At 65.6% G+C, this 21,389-nt stretch carries 19 protein-coding genes, 2 tRNA genes and 1 pseudogene; 7 read left to right on the forward strand and 15 right to left on the reverse strand.

Annotated features, from left to right (window positions below; translation table 11 throughout):
• Positions 1–192: 192 nt before the first annotated feature.
• Positions 193–1,320 carry a DegT/DnrJ/EryC1/StrS aminotransferase family protein gene (locus ALII_RS0120735; protein ID WP_024589132.1) on the reverse strand — a complete coding sequence of 376 codons (1,128 nt, stop codon included), beginning with the start codon at positions 1,318–1,320 and terminating at the stop codon, positions 193–195.
• A 67-nt stretch (positions 1,321–1,387) separates the two neighbouring features.
• A tRNA-Gln gene (locus ALII_RS0120740) sits at positions 1,388–1,462 on the reverse strand.
• Between the two features lie 247 nt (positions 1,463–1,709).
• Here ALII_RS0120740 and ALII_RS0120745 point away from each other — a divergent pair.
• Positions 1,710–3,338, forward strand: a complete 1,629-nt coding sequence (locus ALII_RS0120745) for an alpha-D-glucose phosphate-specific phosphoglucomutase (RefSeq protein ID WP_024589133.1) — start codon at positions 1,710–1,712, stop codon at positions 3,336–3,338.
• Between the two features lie 25 nt (positions 3,339–3,363).
• Complete coding sequence (locus ALII_RS22755) at positions 3,364–3,525, forward strand: hypothetical protein (RefSeq protein ID WP_161632289.1); 162 nt, start codon at positions 3,364–3,366, stop codon at positions 3,523–3,525.
• Here ALII_RS22755 and ALII_RS0120750 read toward each other — a convergent pair.
• Together ALII_RS0120750 and ALII_RS0120755 are read right to left on the reverse strand one after the other, a co-directional pair.
• Positions 3,519–5,234 (reverse strand): pilus assembly protein TadG-related protein, encoded by a 1,716-nt coding sequence (locus ALII_RS0120750; RefSeq protein WP_024589134.1) that lies wholly within the window; start codon positions 5,232–5,234, stop codon positions 3,519–3,521. The two genes, ALII_RS22755 and ALII_RS0120750, sit on opposite strands and share 7 nt — an antisense overlap.
• Entirely contained in the window at positions 5,234–5,650 is a 417-nt protein-coding gene (locus ALII_RS0120755; RefSeq protein WP_029660788.1) for a TadE/TadG family type IV pilus assembly protein, read from the reverse strand. Before ALII_RS0120755 ends, ALII_RS0120750 begins: the two co-directional genes overlap by 1 nt.
• A 246-nt stretch (positions 5,651–5,896) precedes the next feature.
• Here ALII_RS0120755 and ALII_RS21760 point away from each other — a divergent pair, with 246 nt between their 5' ends.
• A complete protein-coding gene (locus tag ALII_RS21760; protein WP_024589136.1) occupies positions 5,897–6,796 on the forward strand; it encodes an alpha/beta hydrolase in 900 nt (299 codons plus the stop codon).
• Between the two features lie 453 nt (positions 6,797–7,249).
• On the opposite strand, the gene ALII_RS0120770 is transcribed toward ALII_RS21760, so the two are convergent.
• The 8 genes from ALII_RS0120770 to betI all read right to left on the reverse strand — a co-directional run bounded on the left by ALII_RS0120770 (position 7,250) and on the right by betI (position 13,593).
• Positions 7,250–7,459: a cold-shock protein gene (locus tag ALII_RS0120770; protein WP_024589137.1), complete on the reverse strand. Its 210-nt coding sequence runs from the start codon at positions 7,457–7,459 to the stop codon at positions 7,250–7,252.
• A 157-nt stretch (positions 7,460–7,616) separates the two neighbouring features.
• On the reverse strand, positions 7,617–7,841 hold the full coding sequence (locus ALII_RS0120775) for a hypothetical protein (protein WP_024589138.1): 225 nt from the start codon (positions 7,839–7,841) through the stop codon (positions 7,617–7,619).
• Between the two features lie 138 nt (positions 7,842–7,979).
• Positions 7,980–8,056 (reverse strand) — tRNA-Pro (locus ALII_RS0120780).
• A gap of 78 nt (positions 8,057–8,134) precedes the next feature.
• The gene (gene betB, locus ALII_RS0120785) at positions 8,135–9,601 is read right to left on the reverse strand and encodes a betaine-aldehyde dehydrogenase (RefSeq protein WP_024589139.1); all 1,467 of its coding nucleotides are present in this window, start codon (positions 9,599–9,601) and stop codon (positions 8,135–8,137) included.
• 19 nt (positions 9,602–9,620) lie between these two features.
• Positions 9,621–9,767, reverse strand: a complete 147-nt coding sequence (locus ALII_RS22925) for a hypothetical protein (RefSeq protein ID WP_024589140.1) — start codon at positions 9,765–9,767, stop codon at positions 9,621–9,623.
• A gap of 63 nt (positions 9,768–9,830) precedes the next feature.
• Positions 9,831–11,483, reverse strand: a complete 1,653-nt coding sequence (gene betA / locus ALII_RS0120795) for a choline dehydrogenase (RefSeq protein WP_024589141.1) — start codon at positions 11,481–11,483, stop codon at positions 9,831–9,833.
• 2 nt (positions 11,484–11,485) lie between these two features.
• A complete protein-coding gene (gene betC, locus ALII_RS0120800) occupies positions 11,486–13,006 on the reverse strand; it encodes a choline-sulfatase (protein WP_024589142.1) in 1,521 nt (506 codons plus the stop codon).
• On the reverse strand, positions 13,003–13,593 hold the full coding sequence (gene betI / locus ALII_RS0120805; protein ID WP_024589143.1) for a transcriptional regulator BetI: 591 nt from the start codon (positions 13,591–13,593) through the stop codon (positions 13,003–13,005). Before betI ends, betC begins: the two co-directional genes overlap by 4 nt.
• Positions 13,594–13,733: 140 nt before the next feature.
• Here betI and ALII_RS0120810 point away from each other — a divergent pair, with 140 nt between their 5' ends.
• Both ALII_RS0120810 and ALII_RS0120815 read left to right on the forward strand, forming a co-directional pair.
• Positions 13,734–14,900 (forward strand): acetyl-CoA acetyltransferase, encoded by a 1,167-nt coding sequence (locus ALII_RS0120810; protein WP_024589144.1) that lies wholly within the window; start codon positions 13,734–13,736, stop codon positions 14,898–14,900.
• Positions 14,897–15,568 carry an SDR family oxidoreductase gene (locus tag ALII_RS0120815; RefSeq protein ID WP_024589145.1) on the forward strand — a complete coding sequence of 224 codons (672 nt, stop codon included), beginning with the start codon at positions 14,897–14,899 and terminating at the stop codon, positions 15,566–15,568. Before ALII_RS0120810 ends, ALII_RS0120815 begins: the two co-directional genes overlap by 4 nt.
• 248 nt (positions 15,569–15,816) lie before the next feature.
• On the opposite strand, the pseudogene ALII_RS22590 reads toward ALII_RS0120815, so the two are convergent.
• Together ALII_RS22590 and ALII_RS0120820 are read right to left on the reverse strand one after the other, a co-directional pair.
• A pseudogene (locus ALII_RS22590) lies at positions 15,817–15,954 on the reverse strand (helicase HerA-like domain-containing protein); the annotation flags it as partial.
• Between the two features lie 330 nt (positions 15,955–16,284).
• Entirely contained in the window at positions 16,285–17,835 is a 1,551-nt protein-coding gene (locus ALII_RS0120820) for a helicase HerA-like C-terminal domain-containing protein (RefSeq protein ID WP_024589146.1), read from the reverse strand.
• Between the two features lie 206 nt (positions 17,836–18,041).
• On the opposite strand from ALII_RS0120820, the gene ALII_RS0120825 reads away from it, so the two are divergent.
• Positions 18,042–19,430 carry a methylmalonyl-CoA mutase family protein gene (locus ALII_RS0120825; protein ID WP_244437478.1) on the forward strand — a complete coding sequence of 463 codons (1,389 nt, stop codon included), beginning with the start codon at positions 18,042–18,044 and terminating at the stop codon, positions 19,428–19,430.
• Between the two features lie 196 nt (positions 19,431–19,626).
• Here the strand turns inward: ALII_RS0120825 and ALII_RS0120830 are convergent, their stop codons facing one another.
• Positions 19,627–20,628, reverse strand: a complete 1,002-nt coding sequence (locus ALII_RS0120830) for an asparaginase (protein WP_029660792.1) — start codon at positions 20,626–20,628, stop codon at positions 19,627–19,629.
• Positions 20,629–20,694: 66 nt separating this feature from the next.
• Between ALII_RS0120830 and ALII_RS0120835 the strand changes: the two genes are divergently transcribed.
• Positions 20,695–21,389: DUF3750 domain-containing protein (locus ALII_RS0120835; RefSeq protein ID WP_024589149.1), on the forward strand; the 695-nt coding region annotated here is incomplete at its 3' end.

Raw genomic sequence — 21,389 nt, forward strand, 5'->3', positions numbered from 1 at the left:
GAAGGGGACCCCCACCCTTTATCCCTCCCCACAAGGGGGAGGGAGGGCATCCGCGTCGAGCCTTGCCTTCAAACCGGGTGTTGCATTGAACGACTAAAGTGCGACGCCGACGGCCTCCCTCCCCCTTGTGGGGAGGGATAGAGGGTGGGGGTCTGATGGAAAAAGACGGCTTGTTAAAGCCGGCCGCTCTCACTACTCCGCGTTGCGCTTCACGAAATTGCGGATCGACTGGATGATCTTGTCCTGGTCGGCTTCCGACAGATAGGGGTGCATCGGCAGGCACAGGATGCGCGAGGAGAGGCCCTCGGAGACCGGCAGGCCGGTGGGCGTGCGGGGGAAGTGCTTGTAGGCGGTCTGCAGGTGGAGCGACTTGACGTAATAGATGACCGACGGGATGCCGTCGGACGTCAGATGCGCCTTGAGGTCGTCACGGGCCGAGTGCTCGATGGCGAACTGCGCCCATGCCGAGCGGTTGCCCTGGGGCAGATGCGGGACCTTGACGACGTCGCCGAGCGCGTCGTTGTAACGCCGGGCGATGCGGTCGCGCGCTTCCATTTCGTCTTCGAGGATGGCGAGCTTTTCGAGGAGGATCGCGGCCTGGATCGTGTCGAGGCGCGAGTTGAGGCCGATATGGACGTTGTCATATTGCGTCTCGCCCTTGCCGTGGAAGGCGAAGGAGCGGAGCTTGTCGGCGAAGGCCGCGTCATTGGTGAACATCGCGCCGCCGTCGCCATAGCAGCCGAGCGGCTTTGCCGGATAGAAGCTGGTCGAGCCGACATGGCCGAACGCGCCGCATTTCGTGCCGTTGCGGATGCCGCCGATGGACTGGGCGGCGTCCTCGATGACGAGGAGGTTTTCGCGCCTGGCGATGGCGTCGAGCGCGTCGTAGTCGGCGGCAAGGCCGAAGAGGTCGACCGGGATGATCGCCTTCGGCGTCAGGCGTCCCTCGGACTTCACCATGGCGATGGCAGCTTCGAGGCTGGCGATGTCGATATTGTAGGTGTCGGGATCGACGTCGACGAAGATCGGCTCGGCCTTGGCGAGCGCCACGACTTCCGCCGTGGCGGCGAAGGTGAAGCTCGGCACGAAGACGGCGTCGCCGGGGCCGATGCCGGACGCGTAGAGCGGCAGGAGCAGCGCATCGGTGCCGTTGGCGCAGGCGACGACATGGTCGACGCCGACATAGTCCGCCAGCCGCTTTTCGAACTCGCCGACCTGCGGCCCGAGAATGTAACGGCCTTCGGCCACGACGTTGTCGATGGCGGTCTTCAGACGGTCGGCAATGCGGTCGCGCTGGGCGCCGAGATCGATGAACTGCATGGGACGTGGTCAATCCGAACTTGCCGGATGGCGGCTCGTGCCGGCTTGCGGCAGTGCATCCGGGAGGTGGCTGGGGCGCCTGGATTCGAACCAGGGAATGGCGGTACCAAAAACCGCTGCCTTACCGCTTGGCTACGCCCCAATGCGAGCGGATGAGTGCATATCGTGCCGACCCCGGCAGGTAAAGCGCAAAATCGGGCGGGAGAGGTGACGGAACCGAAACCGGCTCGTGGCGGTTTGACGGGCGCCGCGCGTGTTCCTCCATGCTGGCAATTTCAGCCGAAACCGGGCAAAAGGCTTGACCCGACTTTTCGATTGAGCCTCGGAAGATTCCGAAAAAGCGGCTTCCGTTTTTTGGTCCGATGCTCGCCAACGGAGACCGACCCTTCATGATCGCCATCATCGAGACCGCCCCCTTCGACGACCAGAAGCCGGGGACGTCGGGATTGCGCAAGAAGGTGCCCGTCTTCCAGCAGCCCAACTATGTGGAGAACTTCGTCCAGTCGATTTTCGATTCGCTCGCGGGCTATCGCGGCCAGACGCTGGTCGTGGGCGGCGACGGGCGGTTCTACAATCGCGAGGTCATCCAGATCGTCATCAAGATGGCGCTGGCGAACGGGTTCGGCCGCGTCATCGTCGGGCAGGGCGGTATCCTGTCGACGCCGGCGGTCTCGCACCTGATCCGCAAGAACGAGGCGTTCGGCGGGATCGTGCTTTCGGCGAGCCACAATCCGGGCGGGCCGACCGAGGATTTCGGCATCAAGTACAATGCCGGCAATGGCGGGCCGGCGACCGAGAAACTGACCAACGCGATCCACGAGCGCTCGAAGGTGATCGACCGCTACGCCATCGCGCAGGTGGACGACGTGGCGATCGATGCGGTCGGATCAGCCGAGATCGGCGGCATGACGGTCGAGGTGGTCGATCCGGTGGCGGATTATGCGGCGCTGATGGAGACGCTGTTCGACTTCGACGCGATCCGCGCCTATTTCGCCTCGGGCTTCACGATGGCATTCGACGCCATGCACGCGGTGACCGGGCCCTATGCGGTGGAAATCCTCGAGAGAAGGCTCGGCGCGGCGAAGGGCACGGCGCGCAATGCGGTTCCTTCGGAAGATTTCGGCGGGCATCATCCCGACCCCAATCTCGTTCATGCAAAAGAACTTTACGATCTGATGATGTCGCCCGACGCGCCTGATTTCGGCGCGGCGTCGGATGGCGACGGCGACCGCAACCTGATCATCGGCAAGGGCATCTTCGTGACGCCATCCGATTCGCTCGCCGTGCTGGCGGCGAACATGCACCTTGCGCCCGGCTATGCGGGCGGGCCGGTGGGGATCGCGCGGTCGATGCCGACGAGCGCGGCGGCCGACGAGGTCGCCAAGGCGCTCGGGATCGAGCTCTACGAGACGCCGACCGGCTGGAAGTTCTTCGGCTCGCTGCTCGACGCCGGCAAGGTGACGATCTGCGGCGAGGAAAGCGCCGGCACCGGCTCGGACCATGTTCGCGAAAAGGACGGGCTGTGGGCCGTGCTGCTCTGGCTCAACATTCTCGCGGCGCGGAAGGAAAGCGTCGCCGACATCATGCGCGATCACTGGGCGCGGTTCGGCCGCAACTACTATTCCCGGCATGATTACGAGGCGGTGGACGCCGGCGCGGCCAACGCGCTGATGGACGATCTTCGTGGGCGTCTCGATCACCTTTCGGGCCAGATGTTCGCGGGCCTCGCCGTCGCGCAGGCCGACGATTTCGCCTATCGCGACCCGGTCGCCCAGTCGGTGACGGAAAAACAGGGCATCCGCATTCTCTTCGAAGGCGGCTCGCGCGTCGTCTTCCGCCTGTCGGGCACCGGCACGGAAGGCGCCACGCTGCGCGTTTACATCGAACGCTTCGAGCCCGCCGACGGCCGCCTCGACCTCGACACGCAGGCCGCGCTGGCGGATCTGATCGAGGCGGCAGAGGCGATTGCGGGCATTCGCAGCCGGACGGGGCGCGATGCGCCGACGGTGATTACCTGAACAGTAGGTCCGGGAGACGTCCGACATGAGCCGGGTGGGAGCAGACCTCATCGAGGCATTCGAGGAGATGGCGGCAGACCTTCGTGGTGAGGTCAAGGCTGCTAGCTATGAGGTGCCGGCCGACCTGCTGGAAACAAATCGAATCCCTGTTTTCCGTCGTATTCCGGTTCGCAAGCCGGATCACTGAACCAGCACCGGTCGGCCGCAGTCGACGTGGTGGACGCGGATGTCGGCTTCGCCGAGCGAGATGCCGAGGGCGGCGAGGAGGCTGTCGAGGACGGGGTCGACGGCACCGAGCGTGTTGCCGACGAGACCGCCGAGCGTTCCTGTGAGGCCGGAGGGGATTCCGAGGCCGAGGCCGAGCGGTTTGACCTCGAGCCTGAGGTTGGACAGGAGCGAGCCCGACAGGGTCATGAGGGTGTTGCGTGTGCGGACCGTCTTGATCGTCTTGGCAGCCACGTCGTTCGCCGTGAACTGGAGCGTGTCGGCCGCCATGTTGGTTGCCCCGGCATGGGCGCGGGCGTTGACCGTCAGCAGGATCGGAACGTGGAGCAGGCGTGCGTCGTCGAGGCGGGGCAGGCGGCTGAAATCGTGCATCCGGCCGGTGTCGGCATCGGCCAGGTGGATTTCGACGATACCCGGTTTCGCCGCGACGCTGGCGCGGGCGCTGTCCGGCCGGCCCGTCGGGCAGGAGGCGGATTGCAGCTTCGCTTCGCCATAGGCGACATCGACGAAGAGCGGCACGTGGACGCCGACGCCGAGCAGCGGTCCGATGCGCGCGTCGAGGCGGATGCGGGTTTGGACCGTGCGCACGATGGTGCCGGCGGGGCCGCGCGAAAACCATGACTTGCCCTGCGGCGGCTCGCCGACCGCGACGGTGGCGGTGAGGTCGAGGAGGCCCGGGATCGAACTGCCCAGATCGAGCGCGACCTGGTTGGGACCGTTGGCAAGGGCCGCGGCGGCGTTGAGAAGCTGGACCGCTCCGACATTGGCGTCGAGACCCGCCGAACTGCCCTGCATGCGCGCAAGTTCCAGCGTTCCCGGATCGAGAAGCTGGCGCAGCGGCAGGTTGCGAGCGGCCGGGACCGCGTTGGCGAGGCGCTGCATGACCGTGCGGGCGGGCAGGCCGATGCCGGGCGTCTGCGAAAGCGCGCGCAGGACGTCGCGCATGGCGACATCGGCGGCGAGCAGCTCGTCATAGGTGGCGGCGGTCAGATTCGCCTGGATGCCGAGCGCCTCGGAGAAGGCAAGGAGGCCGATTTCGGTGTCGAGAAGGGCGCGGTAATCCATCGCGTTGAGGCTGATGCTGGTGCCGAGGAGCTTCGTCAGCAGCATGTTGGCGACGCCGCCTTCGAGGCTGGCAAAGCGCGAGCCGATGGAAAAGGAGGCCTTCGGCACCATCGAGGCGATGGCGGCGGTGCGGATGACGGGCGCATCGATCAGAGACGCGGAAAAGAAGCGGCTGGCATGGGTTTCGAATTCGACGCGCACGGCATTGGCAGGCTGCGCGCCGGCGACGAAGCGCTGGGCGGGCGCGATTTCGGGGTCGGGCGAATAGGCGCCTGCGATGACGAAGACGCGGTCTTCCCCCACGATCTCCGGCCATGCGGGCGCCTGCGCGTCGCCGACGGCGCCTTTCAGCGTGGCGACGGTCACATTCGTCCAGCCATTGTCGGCGAAAACGGCCTCGGCTGCCTCGGCGGCGCGTTCCGGCGCACGTGCCGCAGTCATGGCGGCGAGGTCGGTCAGGCTCTGCGCGCTGCGACGCTCGACGAAGAACGAGCCGGCATCGACGCCGAGCGCGGCGACCAGGATGAGCACCGGGCTGACGAGCGCGGTCATGGTCGCGAAGTTGCCGCCACGGTCGCGGGCGAGACGGTGAAGGGCGCGCCGCATCACACGCCCCCGATCCGCACGGTCGAGCGCCGCGCGATGGTGGTCGAGGGAAGCACGACGCCGTCGAAGAGGTTCCAGATCGGCAGGTGCCGCGCGTCGTAGCTGAGGTCGACCACAAAGCGGGAGGCGTCGGACGGGCTGTCCGCGACATCGATCTGAAGCTTGGCGGGATCGACGAGACCGTAGCCCTTGGCGTGGCTGGCGATGAAGGACAGCGCCATGTCGCGCCTTTCCGCCTCGTGCAGGCCGGCGACGGACAGACGCGCGGCCTCCGATGCCAGTTGCTGCACGGAATGCGCTGCGCCGAGGTAGATGCCGTAGGCGATCATCCCGAACAGGAACATCAGATAGATCGGCGACAGGATCGCAAATTCGACCGCCGCCGTGCCCTTCTTGCATGCCCATCGAACTGCCATGGTTGTGCTCCGCTGGTTGATTGCACGCCATGATTGCAATCAAATGCGAATGAAACGTCAAAATGCACGTCTGAATTGTATCTGAGAGGTCGATCGCCCGGCCTTCCGCTGTGGCATCCGGGCCACGTCGAACGCGCGACGGCGCGCAGGCTCACAAAATGTATCGCCTGGTAACCATAAATCGGTCTAATTGTAACGCATGGTGATCGGCACCATCGAATCGCGTCACAGGGGAGAGTGGCCGGAATGATCATGCGTTCGGGCAAACGCAGGAAGCAGGCACGAGCCTTCGCCACCTTGATCATGCTGCTCGTGGCCGCGTGGGCGACCGCGGCGCACACCGTTCCCGAATACGTTCTCTTCCGTGACCGCCTCGCGCTCGACATCCTCAAATTCGACAGCAAGCTGAAGCTGGAGCCGATCGAGCTGACGGCGTCCGACGGCTTGAAGCTGCGTTCCTATTATTTCGCGCCCCAGCCCGGCAAGCCGCTGATCGTCTACTTCCCCGACCGGCTCGGCGACATCATCCACAAGCCACGGCATCTGACGGCGATCGCGGAGGAGGGCTATGGCCTGCTCCTGACCGGCTATCGCGGCTATGGCGGCAATCCTGGCATGCCGAGCGAGGCGATGCTCTACGCCGATGCGTCGACGATGATGGAGCGCATCGCGGCCGACGACCTCGCCCCGAACGGCGTCATCGTCTACGGCTACTCGATGGGCACCGGTGTCGCGAGCTATGTCGCCTCGCGGGCGGAGACGATGGGCCTCGTGCTCGAAGCACCTTTCACGACATTCGGCGACGCAGTGCGCCAACAGTTCTCGCAGGTGCCCGAATGGCTGGTGCGCACCAAGTTCGACACGCGCTCGCGGATCGACAAGGTCGATGCGCCGATCCTGATTCTCGCCGGCGGCAAGGACCAGATCACCCCGGCGCGCTTTGCCGAGCGATTGGCTGCGATGAATGCCGACCATGCCTCGCTGGTCGTGGTTCCTGAAGGCAACCATTTGAACCTGATCCGCAAGGGCGGCGCGGCGGCCGTGCAGGGGTTCCTGGCAAAGCTGAAGGCGCCGTTAGGCGGCGCAGAGACGGACATGGCCTATGGCGATGCGCCGCACGTCCTGCCGGCCAGCAGCGTCTACTGACCGATTGCCCCTGATTAACGCGGTGGCGCAACGCCATGAAACGCGGCGAACGTGCCGCGCGGTGTTGGCTGCGGGGCGGGCTACCAGTGCATGCTGATCAGGAAGATGTAGAGAAACGAGCCGACAGTGGCGGCAGCGATGCCGCCCAGCACCCACTCGAAAGCGGAAAGGCGCACATGCTTCATCGGGCATTCCTCCGGGAGCCGAAGCGGCTCCGATCCCCAGTGTGACAGATCGCGGCGATCATGCCATCGGAAACGGCGGAGCAGGGCGGAAATCGGACAAAGCCCGCAAAAACAAAAAAGGCCGGGCTGAACCCGACCTTTCCGTAGCCTGAAGGACCTTGCTGCCAGTACATCCGTGGTCAGCAGACCCGATCAGGCATTTCGGCGGCATCAAGAGCATGTCCGTCGCGCATGACGCGCGGTCTACGCTCGACGCCGGCCGAATTTCTTAGACGGCGCGAAGGTTCTCGGCCGAATTCTTGCCCGAACGCTTGTCCTGGACAACTTCGAAGCTGATCTTCTGGCCTTCGTTGAGGCCATTCATGCCCGAACGCTCAACGGCCGAGATGTGAACGAAAACGTCCGTGCCGCCCTGGTCGGGCTCGATGAAGCCGAAACCCTTGGTCGAATTGAACCACTTAACGGTACCTGTAGGCATAACGATCTCCTTAGAATCGCTCGTGTAGAAAGAAACCCTTTTGAATCGGGCGTTTAGATCGATTATGGGAGGGACGTTCGTCGCAGGCGCCGTGGCGCAAAACAAAAATCATCTAGCAAGATCGATGCGCCAGATGTGGCGTCGCCGCCCCCAAAAGTCAAACCTTTATTTTCTTCGTCGTCTTTTTGGCCTTCGGTGCGGGCACTTCCTTGGCCTCTGCAGCCTCCCGCTCCATCCGCAACAATTGCAGGCGCGCAGTCTTCTTTTCGCGTGCGGTCACCTCGTCGTCGATGATCGCACGGGCGGCTGCCGTCGTGATGTCGGCCTTGGCTGAAGGCGACGGCTTGGCCGTCTTGAAGACGGGATTGTTCAGATCAGACACTTACGGAACTACCTCTCGATTGGCTGGGCGACCGAGCGCAATACCGGGTCGAACGACGACGCGCCGTCGTCATTATCGCTTATATAGGTGTTTTCGGGAGAAATTGCCATGCGCGGGGTGGCAAGGCATGAATGTCTATGGTCGGAGTGGCAGGATTTGAACCTGCGACCCCCTCGTCCCGAACGAGGTGCGCTACCAGGCTGCGCTACACTCCGCGACCAGACGGCGGGCTTATAACCGGGGTTGCAGAAGCCCGCAAGGGCCGGTTCGCCCATTCGCGCCAAATCGTTGCGTCAGTAAGGTGACGCAACGTCTCCCGTCTCGACATAGACCGACTTGACCTGACTGTAGTGACCGAGCGCGGCGAGCGCGTTTTCGCGACCGATGCCGGACTGCTTGACGCCGCCGAAGGGCATTTCGACGGGGGTGAGATTGTAGGCGTTGATCCAGCAGGTGCCGGCCTGCAACTGGCCGACGACGCGGTGGCCGCGCGCAAGATCGGCGGTGAAGACGCCGGCGGCGAGACCGAACGGCGTGTCGTTGGCGCGCGCGATCACCTCGTTCTCGCTGGAAAAGCGCAGGACGCTCATGACCGGGCCGAAGATCTCCTCGCGGGCGATGCGCATGGTGTCGGTGACGTCGGCGAAGACGGTCGGCTCGATGAAATTGCCGCCTTCGAAGCCCTGCATGGTGGGCGCGCTGCCGCCGGTGAGGAGGCGGGCGCCGTCCTCGTCGCGGCCGATGCGGATATGCTCCATCACCTTGTCGAACTGTGCGCGGCTCGCCATCGGCCCCATCTGCGTTTCGGGATCGAGCGGATCGCCGAGACGGATGGTCTTGGCGCGCTCTGCAAGGCGGTCGAGAAAGCGGTCATAGACGCCGTCCTGGACGAAGACGCGGGTGCCGTTGGAACAGACCTGGCCGGTGGAGTAGAAATTGCCGAGCATCGCGCCGCCGATGGCGTTTTCCAGATGTGCGTCGTCGAAGACGATGAGCGGCGACTTGCCGCCGAGCTCCATCGTGGCGTGCTTCATGTGCTGGCCGGCAAGCGCCATGACCTTTTTGCCGGTCGGCACGGAGCCGGTCAGCGAAACCTTGTCGACATGCTCGTGCGAGACGAGGGCGGCGCCGACGTCGCCATAGCCCTGGACGACGTTGAAGAGCCCGGCGGGCAGGCCCGCCTCGATATAGAGCTCTGCCAGGGCAAGCGCGGAAAGCGGCGTCGTCTCGGACGGTTTGAAGACCATCGCATTGCCCATGGCGAGCGCGGGCGCGGATTTCCAGGCCGCGATCTGGATCGGATAGTTCCAGGCGCCGATGCCGACGCACACGCCGAGCGGCTCGCGCCGCGTATAGGCGAAGGGGCCGCCGAGCTCGATGAACTCGCCGTTGAAACCGGCGACGACGGAGCCGAGATATTCGAGCGCGTCGGCGGCGGATGCGGCGTCGGCGACGAGCGTTTCCTGGATGGCCTTGCCGGTGTCGAGCGTTTCGAGGCGCGACAGGTCGTCGTTGCGGGCGCGCAGGAGATCGGCCGCCTTGCGCAAGATGCGTCCGCGCTCGATCGGCTTCAGCCGCGCCCATTCGCATTGTGCCGAGCGGGCCGCTTCCACGGCCAGCTCGACGATGTTGGGCGTGGCGGCGTGAAGCTTAGCGATCACCTCGCCAGTGGCCGGGTAGACCACCTCGATCTCGCGTCCGCCTTCGTCCTCGACGAAGCGTCCGTTGATGAAATGTGAGGCCTGAGGCTGTGCTTTCACGCCGTGTTCCTTTTCCTTGCTAGTTCTGCTCCACCGAGACGCCGGACTCGTCGAGACGGATTTCGACGCCGGAGGGCTCGCTTTCCTTCTGGTAGACATAGATGCCGAGGCCGATGACGACCACGATAAGCGCGCCGACGATCATGTAGAGCTGGTTCTTCTGCATAGTGCGTTGCCTTGAGACGGATGGTTGCGATGTCGTCGGCATACTGCGGTTTGGTGTGTTCGCCTAGCGGTCGGACGTCTCCCAGTTCGGATTGATCCACGGCTCCTGGTTCGACGGGCTGAGCGACTGGCGGCCGAGAATGTGGTCGGCTGCCTTCTCGCCGACCATGATCGAGGGGGCGTTGAGATTGCCGTTGGTGATGCGCGGGAAGATCGATGAATCGGCAACGCGCAGGCCGTCGACACCGATGACGCGGCATTCGGGATCGACGACCGCGTGGGGATCGTCGGCCCGGCCCATGCGGCAGGTGCCGCAGGGATGGTATGCGCTTTCGGCGTGATCGCGGATGAAGGCGTCGAGCGCTTCGTCGCTGCTCACATCCGCGCCCGGCGAGATTTCGCGGCCGCGAAATTCGTCGAAGGCGGCCTGGCCGAAGATTTCGCGGGTGAGGCGGATGCAGTGGCGAAAGTCCGTCCAGTCGTCGGGATGCGACATGTAGTTGAAGCGGATCACCGGCTTGTCGGCAGGATCGGACGAGCGCAGCGTCACCGACCCGCGCGACTTCGAGCGCATCGGGCCGACATGGGCCTGGAAGCCGTGCGACTTTGCCGCCGCCTTGCCGTCGTAGCGAATGGCGACGGGGAGGAAGTGATACTGGATGTCGGGATAGTCGACGCCGGCTTTCGAGCGCAGGAAGGCGGCGGCCTCGAAATGGTTCGACGCGCCGAGGCCGGATTTGAAGAACAGCCACTCGGCGCCGATCAACGCCTTGGAAAAGAGGTTGAGCTTGGAATAGAGCGTGATCGGCTTGGTCGCTTCCTGCTGGATGTAGAGCTCCATGTGATCCTGCAGGTTCGCGCCGACGCCCGGCCGGTCGGCGATCACCTTGATGCCGTGCTGCGCCAGATGCGCGGCCGGGCCGATGCCCGACAGCATCAGGAGCTTGGGCGAGTTGATCGACGAGGCGGCGACGATGACCTCGCGCCGGGCTTTGACGAATTGGATCTGCCTGCGCGCCTCGAACTCGACGCCGGTGGCACGCTGATTCTCGATGACAACGCGGCGCACGAAGCCATTGACGAGACTGACGTTCGGGCGCTTGAGGGCAGGGCGCAGATAGGCGTTTGCGGTGGACCAGCGACGGCCGTGATGGATGGTCTGCTCCATCGCGCCGAAGCCTTCCTGCTTGGAGCCGTTATAGTCGTCCGTCGTCTCGAAGCCCGCCTGCCGGCCCGCCTCGACGAAGGCGGCGTAGAGCGGGTTGCGGCGGGGGCCGCGCTTGACGTGCATCGGTCCCTCGGTGCCGCGCCAGCCCTCCTCGCCGCCATGGGCGGTTTCCATGCGCTTGAAATAGGGAAGGACGTCGGCATAGGCCCAGCCGGCCGCGCCTTCGCCCGCCCAATGGTCGAAATCGCGCGCGTGGCCGCGCACATAGACCATGCCGTTGATCGAGGATGAGCCGCCGAGCACCTTGCCGCGCGGCGTGGCGAGCTTGCGCCCGCCCAGATGCGTCTCCGCTTCGCTTTCGAAGCCCCAATCGTAGAGGCTCATATTCATCGGGAAAGAGAGGGCAGCGGGCATCTGGATGAAGGGGCCGATGTCGGTGCCGCCATATTCGATGACGATGACCGAGTTCCTGCCGTCTTCCGAAAGGCGGTAGGCCATGGCGGCGCCGGCGGACCCCGAACCGACGATGACGTAATCGGCTTCAAGCATGGTCATTCACCCCGCGGAAAGCGCTGGCGATCTTCCAGCACGTTCAAATCCATGTGGTTGCGCATGTAGCGCTCCGATGCCTTTTGCAGCGGCTGGAATTCCCACGGATAGTAGGCGCCGTTGCGCAGCGCCGGGTAGACGACCCACCGGCGCGCCTGGCTCTCGCGCACCTCCGCGTCGAAGCGCGTCATGTCCCAACGGGCACGGACTATTGCCATGAATTCCGCGACGCGATCGGCGTGCGCGGGATCGGAGGCGAGGTTGGTGAGTTCGGCCGGATCGGATTCCAGATCAAAGAGTTGCGGCGGGTCGATCTCGCAATGGACGAACTTGAAGCGGCCCTCGCGGATCGCGACCATGGGGGCGTAGGAGCCCTCGGCGGCGTATTCCATCAGCACCGGCTCGTGGCGCTCGTTGCCGTCGATCATGGGCTTGAGCGAAGTGCCGTCGGTCCATGGCTGGATGACCGACATGTCGATGCCGGCGAGGTCGCAGAGCGTGGGACAGATGTCGAGATTGGAGGTCGCCGTCGCATGATTGCCGGGCGCGATGCCTTTGCCGGCGATCATCAGCGGCACGCGGGCCGAGCCTTCGAGGAAGGACATCTTGAACCACAGGCCACGCTCGCCGAGCATTTCGCCATGGTCGGAGCAGAAGAGGACGATCGTGTCGTCCGCCATGCGGGTGCGCTCAAGCGTGTCGAGGATCGCGCCAACGTGGTTGTCGACATAGGAGATGTTGGCGAAATAGGCGCGGCGGGATTTCTCGATGTCGTCGTCGGTGATGTCGAAGGCGGGGTAGTCGCTGGCGTGGTAGAGGCGCTGGGAATGGGGGTCCTGCGCATCGTAGGGGATGAAGCCGATTTCGGGCTTTAGGTGCGCGCAGTCTTCGTAGAGGTCCCAATGCTTCTTGCGCGCGACGAAGGGGTCGTGCGGGTGGGTGAACGAGACGGTGAGGCACCAGGGGCGGCGGTCCGCGTCTTCGCTGAGGCGCGATAGCTGATGGAGCTTCTGGACGGCGTGGAAGGCTACCTCGTCGTCGTATTCCATCTGGTTGGTGATCTCGGCGACGCCGGCGCCGGTGACCGAACCCAGATTGTGATACCACCAGTCGATCCGCTCGCCCGGCTTGCGATAGTCGGGCGTCCAGCCGAAATCGGCGGGATAGATGTCGGTCGTCAGCCGCTCTTCGAAGCCGTGCATCTGGTCCGGCCCGACGAAGTGCATCTTGCCCGAAAGCGCAGTGTGGTAGCCGGCGCTGCGCAGATGATGCGCGAAGGTGGGGATCGCGGAGGGGAACTCGGCTGCATTGTCGTAGACGCGGGTGCGCGACGGCAACTGCCCGCTCATGAACGCGGCGCGGCCGGGCGCGCAGAGCGGCGAGGCGGTGTAGTTGGCGGCAAAGCGCGCCGAGCGCGCGGCGAGCGCCTTCAGATGCGGCGCGTGGAGAAAGTCGGCCGGGCCGTCCGGAAACAGCGTTCCGGTCAACTGGTCGACCATGAGGATGAGGATGTTCGGCTTCAAGTGATGTCCCCCCGGACGGCATGAATTTTGAGGTCGAGATAGTCGTTCACCAAGGCGATGGCGGAGGCCGCGTCCGGTGCGCCGTCCTTGAGCGCGCGGCGGATGTAGAGCCCGTCGATCAGCGCGGCGATGCCTTCGGCGGTCTGCTCGGGCTCGGCCACGAGCGGGCGCAGGCCGCTCATCAGATTGGAATGGAGGCGCCGCGCATAGATGCGCAGGAGCCGTCGCAGGCGCTCGGACCGCTGCGCCTCGACATAGAAGGTGAGCCAGGCGGCAACCGTCTCGGACGCGAACTGCTTGACGGAGAAATTGACGGCGATAATGGCGCGGACGCGCTCTTCGGGCGTCGTCGTTTCGCCCAACGCAGTCCGGACATCGCGGCCGAGCTCGGCGAGGATGTGGCGCATGGTGGCGTGGAGGAGATCGTCCTTGGCACCGAAATAGTGATGCGCCAGCGCCGAAGACACGCCGGCGCGCTTGGCGATCTGCGCCATCGTCACATCGAGCGAGCCGCGCTCGCCGATCGCACCGATGGCGGCGTCGATGAGCGCCTTGCGGCGAAGCGGTTCCATTCCAAGCTTTGGCATGGACCCGATCTATCGTTTATTGACTGGTCAATCAAGAACCACAACAAACCCGCTGTTCGTTCAGGCCTGAACAAATTTCAGGTTTCGGCGGCGGGTTGACGCATGGTAGGGTGCGGCACATCCCAAGGAGGCCAGAAAACATGACCGCATGCATTGTCGGCTGGGCGCATTCCCAGTTCGGAAAACTGCCCGAAGAGACCGTCGAGAGCCTGATCATAAAGGTTGCGGGCGACGCGCTCGCCCATGCCGGTATCGGGCCGGAGGACGTGGACGAGATCGTGCTCGGGCATTTCAATGCGGGCTTCTCGGCCCAGGATTTCACCGCCAGCCTCGTGCTGCAGGCCGACGATCGGCTGCGCTTCAAGCCGGCAACGCGCGTCGAGAACGCCTGCGCGACCGGCTCGGCTGCGGTGCGCCAGGGCATCCGCGCGATCGACGCCAATGCGGCCAAGATCGTGCTCGTCGTCGGCGTCGAGCAGATGACGACGACCAAGGGCCCCGATGTCGGCCGCAACCTGCTGAAGGCATCGTACCTTCCCGAGGAAGGCGACACGCCGGCGGGCTTTGCGGGCGTCTTCGGCGGTATCGCGCAGTCCTATTTCCAGCGCTACGGCGATCAGTCCGATGCGCTCGCCACCATTGCGGCGAAGAACCACAAGAACGGCGTCGACAACCCCTATGCGCAGATGCGTACCGATTTCGGCTTCGACTTCTGCCGCAACGAGAGCGAGAAGAACCCGTTCGTCGCAGGTCCCTTGAAGCGCACCGACTGCTCGCTCGTCTCCGACGGCGCGGCGGCGATCGTGCTGGCCGACACGCAGACGGCGCTGCGCATGAAACGCGCCGTCGCCTTCCGCGCCAACGAGCATGTGCAGGATTTCCTGCCGCTTTCGAAGCGCGACATCCTTTTGTTCGAGGGTGCCGAGGAAGCCTGGGCGCGGGCGCTGAAGAGTGCAGGCGTGAAGCTCGACGACCTCTCCTTCGTCGAAACGCATGACTGCTTCACCATCGCCGAACTGATCGAATATGAGGCGATGGGTCTCGCCAAGCGGGGCGAGGGCGGCAAGATCGCGCTGGAAGGCCAGACCGCAAAGGACGGTCGGCTGCCGGTGAACCCGTCGGGCGGGTTGAAGTCCAAGGGCCACCCGATCGGCGCGACGGGCGTTTCCATGCACGCGCTTTCGGCCATGCAGTTGACCGGCGAAGCGGGCGGCATCCAGGTGCCGAACGCCAAGCTTGCCGGCATCTTCAACATGGGCGGCGCGGCGGTCGCCAACTACGTCTCGATCCTCGAGCGCATCAAGTGAAACGGCCGGCCGTCGTCACCGGCGGGGCGACCGGCATCGGCTTTGCCGTTGCCGAGCGCCTGCTGGACGACGGCTGGCCGGTCGCCATCATCGATGCCGACGCCGAGGCGATCTCGGAAGCCGAGGAGCGGCTCGGTGACGAGGACGCAATCTTCATCCGCGCCGATCTGACGGACGAGGAGGAGATGGAAGTGGCGTTCGACCAATGCGTCGACGCCTTCGGCCCGCTCGCCGCGCTGGTCAATGCGTCGAGCCATGCGCCGCTTGGCGGGCTCGACGAGACGACCGGGGAGTTCTTGCGCGAGGTGCTGGAGGTGAACCTCGTCGCGGCGCTGACCGCCTGCCGGGCGGGGGTGGAGCGGCGCGGAGACGAGCTGGCGATCGTCAATCTATGCGGTGCGGCTGGGCAGGGACGGCTCGCCTACGGCATCGCGCAGGCGGGCATCCGGGCGATGACCGAGGGGCTGGCGGTGGAGCTTGGGCCGAAGGGTGTGCGCGTCAACGGCGTGTGCGTGGGCGCCGGGGAGCATGTCGAGACGCTGCCGTTGCGGCGCGTGGCGGATGCGGATGAGGTTGCGGGGGCTGTGGCGTATTTGCTGTCGACCGATGCGAGCTATGTCAGCGGGCATGTGCTGATGGTCGATGGGGGGATGTCGAAGGCGGGGTGAGGTTTTGACGCTGGCCTGCTTTTGAGAGCGAGCCGGGAGGAAGCGGGCGGATGGTTGGAGACCCCCACCCTTTATCCCTCCCCACAAGGGGGAGGGAGTCGCCAGCGTTCTGCTTCGACCACCAATGCACCACTCAGTTTGAAGAAAATTCACGACGCCGACGCCCTCCCTCCCCCTTGTGGGGAGGGATAAAGGGTGGGGGTCCCCTTCGCAAAAACTGAAACCGCCCCCTCCCTAAAACCCCTTCTTCAAACTCCCCAAAATCCCCGCACCAGCGCCCGCCCGACCGAAGACCCGACCGAGCGGACGACCGACTTCATCGCCGCTTCCGCCACCGTCTGCCGGTTCGATGCTCTCGGCTTTGCCGGCGCCCGCTCGCGGCGGCCTTCACCCTCGCCACAAGAGGGAGGCATTGCATTCGTCTGCTCTGCACCCGGAATGAAGAACAAAGCTCAACGCCGACGCCCTCCCTCCCCCTTGTGGGGAGGGCTCCCTCCCCCGTCTGCTTCCGCCACCGTCTGCCGGTTCGAGGCGCGCGGCTTTCCCGGAGCCCGTTCGCGGCGGCCTTCACCCTCGCCACAAGAGGGAGGCATCCCATTCGTCTCCATTGGCACCCTGAATGAAGAACAAAGCTCAACGCCGACGCCCTCCCTCCCCCTTGTGGGGAGGGATAAAGGGTGGGGGTCCCCTTCGCAAAAAACAAAAAAAAAACCCGCCTAAAACCCCTTCTTCAAACTCCCCAATATCCCCCGCACCAGCGCCCGCCCGACCGAAGACCCGACCGAGCGAACCACCGACTTCATCGCCGCTTCCGCCACCGTCTGCCGGTTCGAGGCACGCGGCTTTGCCGGCGCCCGCTCGCGGCCGTCGCCGTTCATGTCCGGCAGCGTCCAGCGGCCACGCGCCGCCTCTTCCTTCTGCGCGGCCTCGCGCGCCCGCTGGTCCTCCTCCGCGCGCGCCTTCGCATCGGCCTGCTTGGCCAACATTTCGTAGGCCGATTCACGGTCGACCGTCGTGTCGTACTGCCCCGCCACCGGGCTCTGCGCGATCACCTGCCGGCGCTCGTCGGGCGTCAGCGGTCCCAGCCGCGAGGATGGCGGGCGGATCAGCGTCCGTTGCACCATCGACGGCACGCCCTTTTCCGCCAGCGTCGAGACCAGCGCCTCGCCGGTCCCAAGCTGCGTGATCGCGTCGGCGCAATCGAAATCGGGGTTCGGCCGGAAGGTCTCGGCCGCCGTCTTCACTGCCTTCTGCTCGCGCGGCGTGTAGGCGCGGAGTGCGTGCTGCACGCGATTGCCCAATTGCGCCAGCACCGTTTCCGGCACGTCGAGCGGGTTTTGCGTCACGAAATAAACACCGACGCCTTTCGACCGGATCAGCCGCACCACCTGCTCGACGCGCTCGACCAGCACCTTCGGCGCGTCGGCGAAGAGCAGATGCGCCTCGTCGAAGAAGAAGACGAGCTTCGGCTTGTCCGGGTCGCCGATCTCCGGCAGTTCCTCGAACAGTTCGGACATCAGCCAAAGCAGGAACGTCGCGTAGAGACGCGGGTTCATCATCAGCCGGTCGGCGGCGAGCACGTTGATCGCGCCGCGGCCGTCGCGCGAGGTGCGCATCAGGTCGGAAATGCGCAGCGCCGGCTCGCCGAAGAAGTGGTCGCCGCCCTGCCCTTCCAGAACCAGCAGCGCGCGCTGAATGGCGCCGACAGACGCCTTGGTGATGTTGCCGTAGCGGCCCGAGAGTTCACTCGCCCGCTCGGCCATCGAGGCCAGCATCGACTGCATGTCCTTCATGTCGAGAAGGAGCATCCCCTCCTCGTCGGCCAGCTTGAAGGCGATGTTGACGACGCCTTCCTGCGCCTCTGTAAGATTGAGAAGCCGCGAAAGCAGCAGCGGTCCCATTTCCGAAACCGTCGCGCGGATCGGATGGCCCTGTTCGCCGAAAAGGTCCCAGAAGACGACCGGAAATTCCTTGAACTGATAATCGGCAAGCTGGATCGCTTCGGCGCGCTTGGCGAGGAAGTCCTTCGGCTCGCCCGCCTTCGCCAGACCCGCAACGTCGCCCTTGATGTCGGCGCAGAACACCGGCACGCCGGCATCCGAAAACCCTTCCGCGAGTATCTGCAGCGTCACCGTCTTGCCGGTGCCGGTCGCGCCCGTCACCAGTCCGTGCCGGTTGCCGTATTTGAGAAGCAATTCCTCCGGCCCCTGGTAGCTGTCGTCCGGCTTGCGGCTCGCGCCCAGGAAAATGCTCTCAGCCTGCCACATGACGCCCCCTCGAAGCCTGAAACCGTGCCGCGACGTTCAGCTTTCATGCGTCCGGCGTCAAGTGGCCGCTTCTGCGTTAGGACGCTTGTGCAACATCGCCCGGGCAAAAGACGCCATGACGCATGCTGCCGCGTTGCGTGCGCGGTCCTGCGTCCCTAAGTTCGTCCCGGACAGGTTGCATGCGTGCAGCCAAAGGAAGGGTGGAAATGGAAGCAGCAAGCGTCGGCACCAGATCGTTCACGGCGATGAAGCGGGAAAGCTGGCTCGAACGTCTTGCGGCCGCGCCCTCGGCATCGCCGCGCGTCCATTACGAAGTCGACGCGTCGGGCCTGCAGATGCGGGCCGGCGGCGCCGCCCAGTGGAAGATCCTGCAGCGCGTCGACGACCCCGATCCCGCACGCGCCAATGCGCAGGCGCTGACCGACCTCGCCAATGGCGCCGACGGCCTCGCGCTGGTCTTCGAGGGCGCGCCGAACGCGTTCGGCTACGGTCTTCCCGCCACGCCCGAGGCACTTCGCACCGCGCTTTCCGGCGTTCCGATCGACAAGGTCCATTTGCGAATCGACGTCCATCCGGCCAGCCGCGCCTCGGTCGACTGGATGGAGACGCTTTTCCACAACTGGCCGAATGTCGATCCGGCCCGGCTCAGCCTTTCCTTCGGCGTCGATCCGGGCGCCGTCTTCGCCGGCACCGGCCGCCTGCGCATGTCGATCGAGGCGCTGCAGGCGTCGATGCCGCAGTCGCTGGCGCACTTCTTCTCGGTCGGCGCGCCGGCGGTCTTCCTCGAGGCCGATGGCCGCGTCGTCCATAATGCCGGCGCGACGGACGCGCAGGAACTCGGCATCATCATCGCTTCGGCGGTCGGCCATCTGCGCATGTTCGAGGAAGCGCGCCAGCCGCTCGTTTATGCCGCGCCGCATATCGGCTTCGCCCTCGCCGCCGGTCAGGACCCGCTGTCGACCATCGTGAAGATCCGCGCCCTGCGTGCGCTGTGGGCCGCGATCGAGGAGCAGTCGTCGCTGCCGCCGGTCCCCGCCAACATCCATGCCGAAACCTCGTTCCGCATGATGAGCCGGCTCGATCCCGACACCAACCTCACCCGCAACACGCTCGCCGCTGCCGCAGCGATCGGCGGCGGCGCGAATTCCGTCTCGCTGTTGCCGCACACGATGCCGGTCGGCCTGCCCGAAAGCGCCGCCCGCCGCATGGCGCTCGCCACGCAAACGGTAATGAAACGCGAGGTCCAGCTTCGCCCGATCTCCAACCCCACGCCCGCGCCCGATTTGCAGAACCAGCTCATTGCCTCGCTGTGCGAAACCGCCTGGGAGGAGTTCCGCCGCATCGAGAACGAAGGCGGCATCCTGCGCTCGCTCGTCGACGGCCGTCTTCAGGAACGCGTCCTCGAAGCCCGCCAGGCGCGCATCGAGACGGTGCGCGGCGGCCAGAACGTCATCGTCGGCGCCACCGTCTTCGAACCGCCCGTCCCCGTCTCGCAACCAACGCTCGACGTGCCCGTCAAGCCGCTGCCCGAAGACGGCACGGTGTTCTGCGAAAAGCTGTCGCCGAGGCGACTGGAAGAGGATGTGGTGGGCTGATCGGGTCGAACGCGATCCGTCGCACCCCCCTCTGGCCTGCCGGCCATCTCCCCCTCAAGGGGGGAGATCAGTCTCGTCATCGCCTCGCGCAATCGCCCACGATGCTGGCGAACTCGGTCACGTGCGTGATCTCCCTCCTTGAGGGGGAGATGCCCGGCAGGGCAGAGGGGGGTGCGACGGAGCTCGACTTCGACGTCTACCCCAACTCCCCAACCGGCCGAACCGTCCCCACCTCGATCCCGTTCCAGTTCGTCATCACCGGCCGCGCCATCTCGCCGACCCGCTCCCCCAACTCCCCCTTCACCAACCGCGCGATCAGCGCGGCAACCATCGTCTCCGCCGCCCGCACCGCGCCGTCATCACATTTCAGCGCAAACCCCAACCCCAGTTCCGGCAGCGCCCCGCAATAGACGCCCTCCGCGCCGACCTTGACGAAGATGCGCCCCGCATCCTCCGTCATCAACCGCGTATCCATCCGCTCCGTGCCCGAAACATAGAACGGCTCGGCCATGCAGGCCGCGATCAGCCGCTTCGCCGCTGCCGCGCGCCGCTCGCCCAGCCCCTGCCCCGTCGCCATCTTCGCAAAGCCGCGCGCCAGGTCGGCGAGCGGGATCGCATAGGTCGGGATCGAGCAGCCGTCGATGCCGCAGGCGTCCGTCGAATGCGCCGCCCCCGTCACCGCCTCCATCGCCTCGCGCACCATTTCCTGCGAGCGATGGCCGGCCTTCACATAGCCGCGATGGTCGATGCCCAAATGCCGGCAAGTGCACACGAAGCCGGAATGCTTGCCCGAGCAATTGTTATGCAGCGCCGTCGGCGACGCGCCGGAGCGTGCCAGGTCGATCAGCGCGTCCTGCCGCGTCGGCCAGTGCGCGCCGCATTCGAGCGCGCCAAAATCGAGCCCCGCCCGCGCCAGCATCGAGGCCGCGCGGTCGGCATGCCGCGTTTCGCCGGCATGGGAGGCGCAGGCGAGTGCCAAATCGGCGTCCGAGAACCCGTAGGCATCCGCCGCCCCGCTTTCGATCAGCGGCAGCGCCTGGATCGACTTCACCGCCGAGCGCGGAAAGACCGGCCGCGCCACGTCGCCGATCGACAGCACCTCGCCGCCGTCACCGTCGAACACCGCGAGCGCCCCGCGATGGCGGCTTTCGATCACATTTCCGCGGGTGACTTCGACCAGAACCGGATTCGCCATTATCTTCCCTCAAGACCAACTGCCCGCCACATACCCGATTTGCCTGCCCGAAAGGAAGCGCACCGCTTCATGACCATCGCCCTGCGTCTCGCCATGCTCGTCTTCGTCTTCTTCCTCCTGCCGGCGCTCGCGACGCTCGCCTGGTGGTCGATCACCGACCGTCCCGATAGCTGGCGCGGCGCGACCTGGACGTCGTCCGGCCTGCTGCCACCGCCCGCTGCCGACGAAGCCGGCATCTACGTCCTCGCCGCCCGCACCGGCGGTCTCAAGGGCGCGTTGTCGGTGCATAGCTGGATCGTCCTGAAGCGCCCCGGCGAGACGACCTACGAGCGTTACGACAAGGTCGGCTGGGGCTCGCCCATTCGCCGCAATCACCGCGACGCCGACGGCTACTGGTACTCCAACCCGCCCTATGTCGTGCATTCCGTGAAGGGCGATGCAGCCGAGGCACTGCTGCCGCAGTTCGACGCCGCGATCGCTGCCTACCCCTATGCGCAGCCCGGCGGCTACCGCATCTGGCCCGGCCCGAACTCCAACAGCTTCGTTGCCAACGTCCTCGACGCCGTCCCCGGCTTCGGCGGCCGGCTCCCTCCAAATGCGGTCGGCCGCGATTACACCCCCGGCCTCGGCACCTTCGGCATGACCCCCGACGGCCGAGACTTCCGCGCCTCCCTCGGCGGCTACGCCGGCTTCACCATCGGTGCTGCAAGCGGCATCGAGTTTCATTTTCTGGGATTGGTGGCGGGCGTGGATCTGAAGCGGCT

It is taken from the genome of Aliihoeflea sp. 2WW (genome assembly GCF_000497755.1).
Classification (GTDB): Bacteria; Pseudomonadota; Alphaproteobacteria; order Rhizobiales; family Rhizobiaceae; genus Aliihoeflea.

Bases quoted from the DNA above. Each gene is read 5' to 3' on its own strand.
- ALII_RS0120735 (WP_024589132.1), bottom strand. From the start codon at position 1,320: ATGCAGTTCATCGATCTCGGCGCCCAGCGCGACCGCATTGCCGACCGT.
- ALII_RS0120750 (WP_024589134.1), bottom strand. From the start codon at position 5,234: ATGCGGCGCGCCCTTCACCGTCTCGCCCGCGACCGTGGCGGCAACTTC.
- betI (WP_024589143.1), bottom strand. From the start codon at position 13,593: ATGCCAAAGCTTGGAATGGAACCGCTTCGCCGCAAGGCGCTCATCGAC.
- ALII_RS0120745 (WP_024589133.1), top strand. From the start codon at position 1,710: ATGATCGCCATCATCGAGACCGCCCCCTTCGACGACCAGAAGCCGGGG.
- ALII_RS0120755 (WP_029660788.1), bottom strand. From the start codon at position 5,650: ATGGCAGTTCGATGGGCATGCAAGAAGGGCACGGCGGCGGTCGAATTT.
- ALII_RS22925 (WP_024589140.1), bottom strand. From the start codon at position 9,767: ATGCAGAAGAACCAGCTCTACATGATCGTCGGCGCGCTTATCGTGGTC.
- ALII_RS0120820 (WP_024589146.1), bottom strand. From the start codon at position 17,835: ATGTGGCAGGCTGAGAGCATTTTCCTGGGCGCGAGCCGCAAGCCGGAC.
- betA (WP_024589141.1), bottom strand. From the start codon at position 11,483: ATGCTTGAAGCCGATTACGTCATCGTCGGTTCGGGGTCCGCCGGCGCC.
- ALII_RS22755 (WP_161632289.1), top strand. From the start codon at position 3,364: ATGAGCCGGGTGGGAGCAGACCTCATCGAGGCATTCGAGGAGATGGCG.
- ALII_RS21760 (WP_024589136.1), top strand. From the start codon at position 5,897: ATGATCATGCGTTCGGGCAAACGCAGGAAGCAGGCACGAGCCTTCGCC.
- ALII_RS0120810 (WP_024589144.1), top strand. From the start codon at position 13,734: ATGACCGCATGCATTGTCGGCTGGGCGCATTCCCAGTTCGGAAAACTG.
- ALII_RS0120770 (WP_024589137.1), bottom strand. From the start codon at position 7,459: ATGCCTACAGGTACCGTTAAGTGGTTCAATTCGACCAAGGGTTTCGGC.
- ALII_RS0120825 (WP_244437478.1), top strand. From the start codon at position 18,042: ATGGAAGCAGCAAGCGTCGGCACCAGATCGTTCACGGCGATGAAGCGG.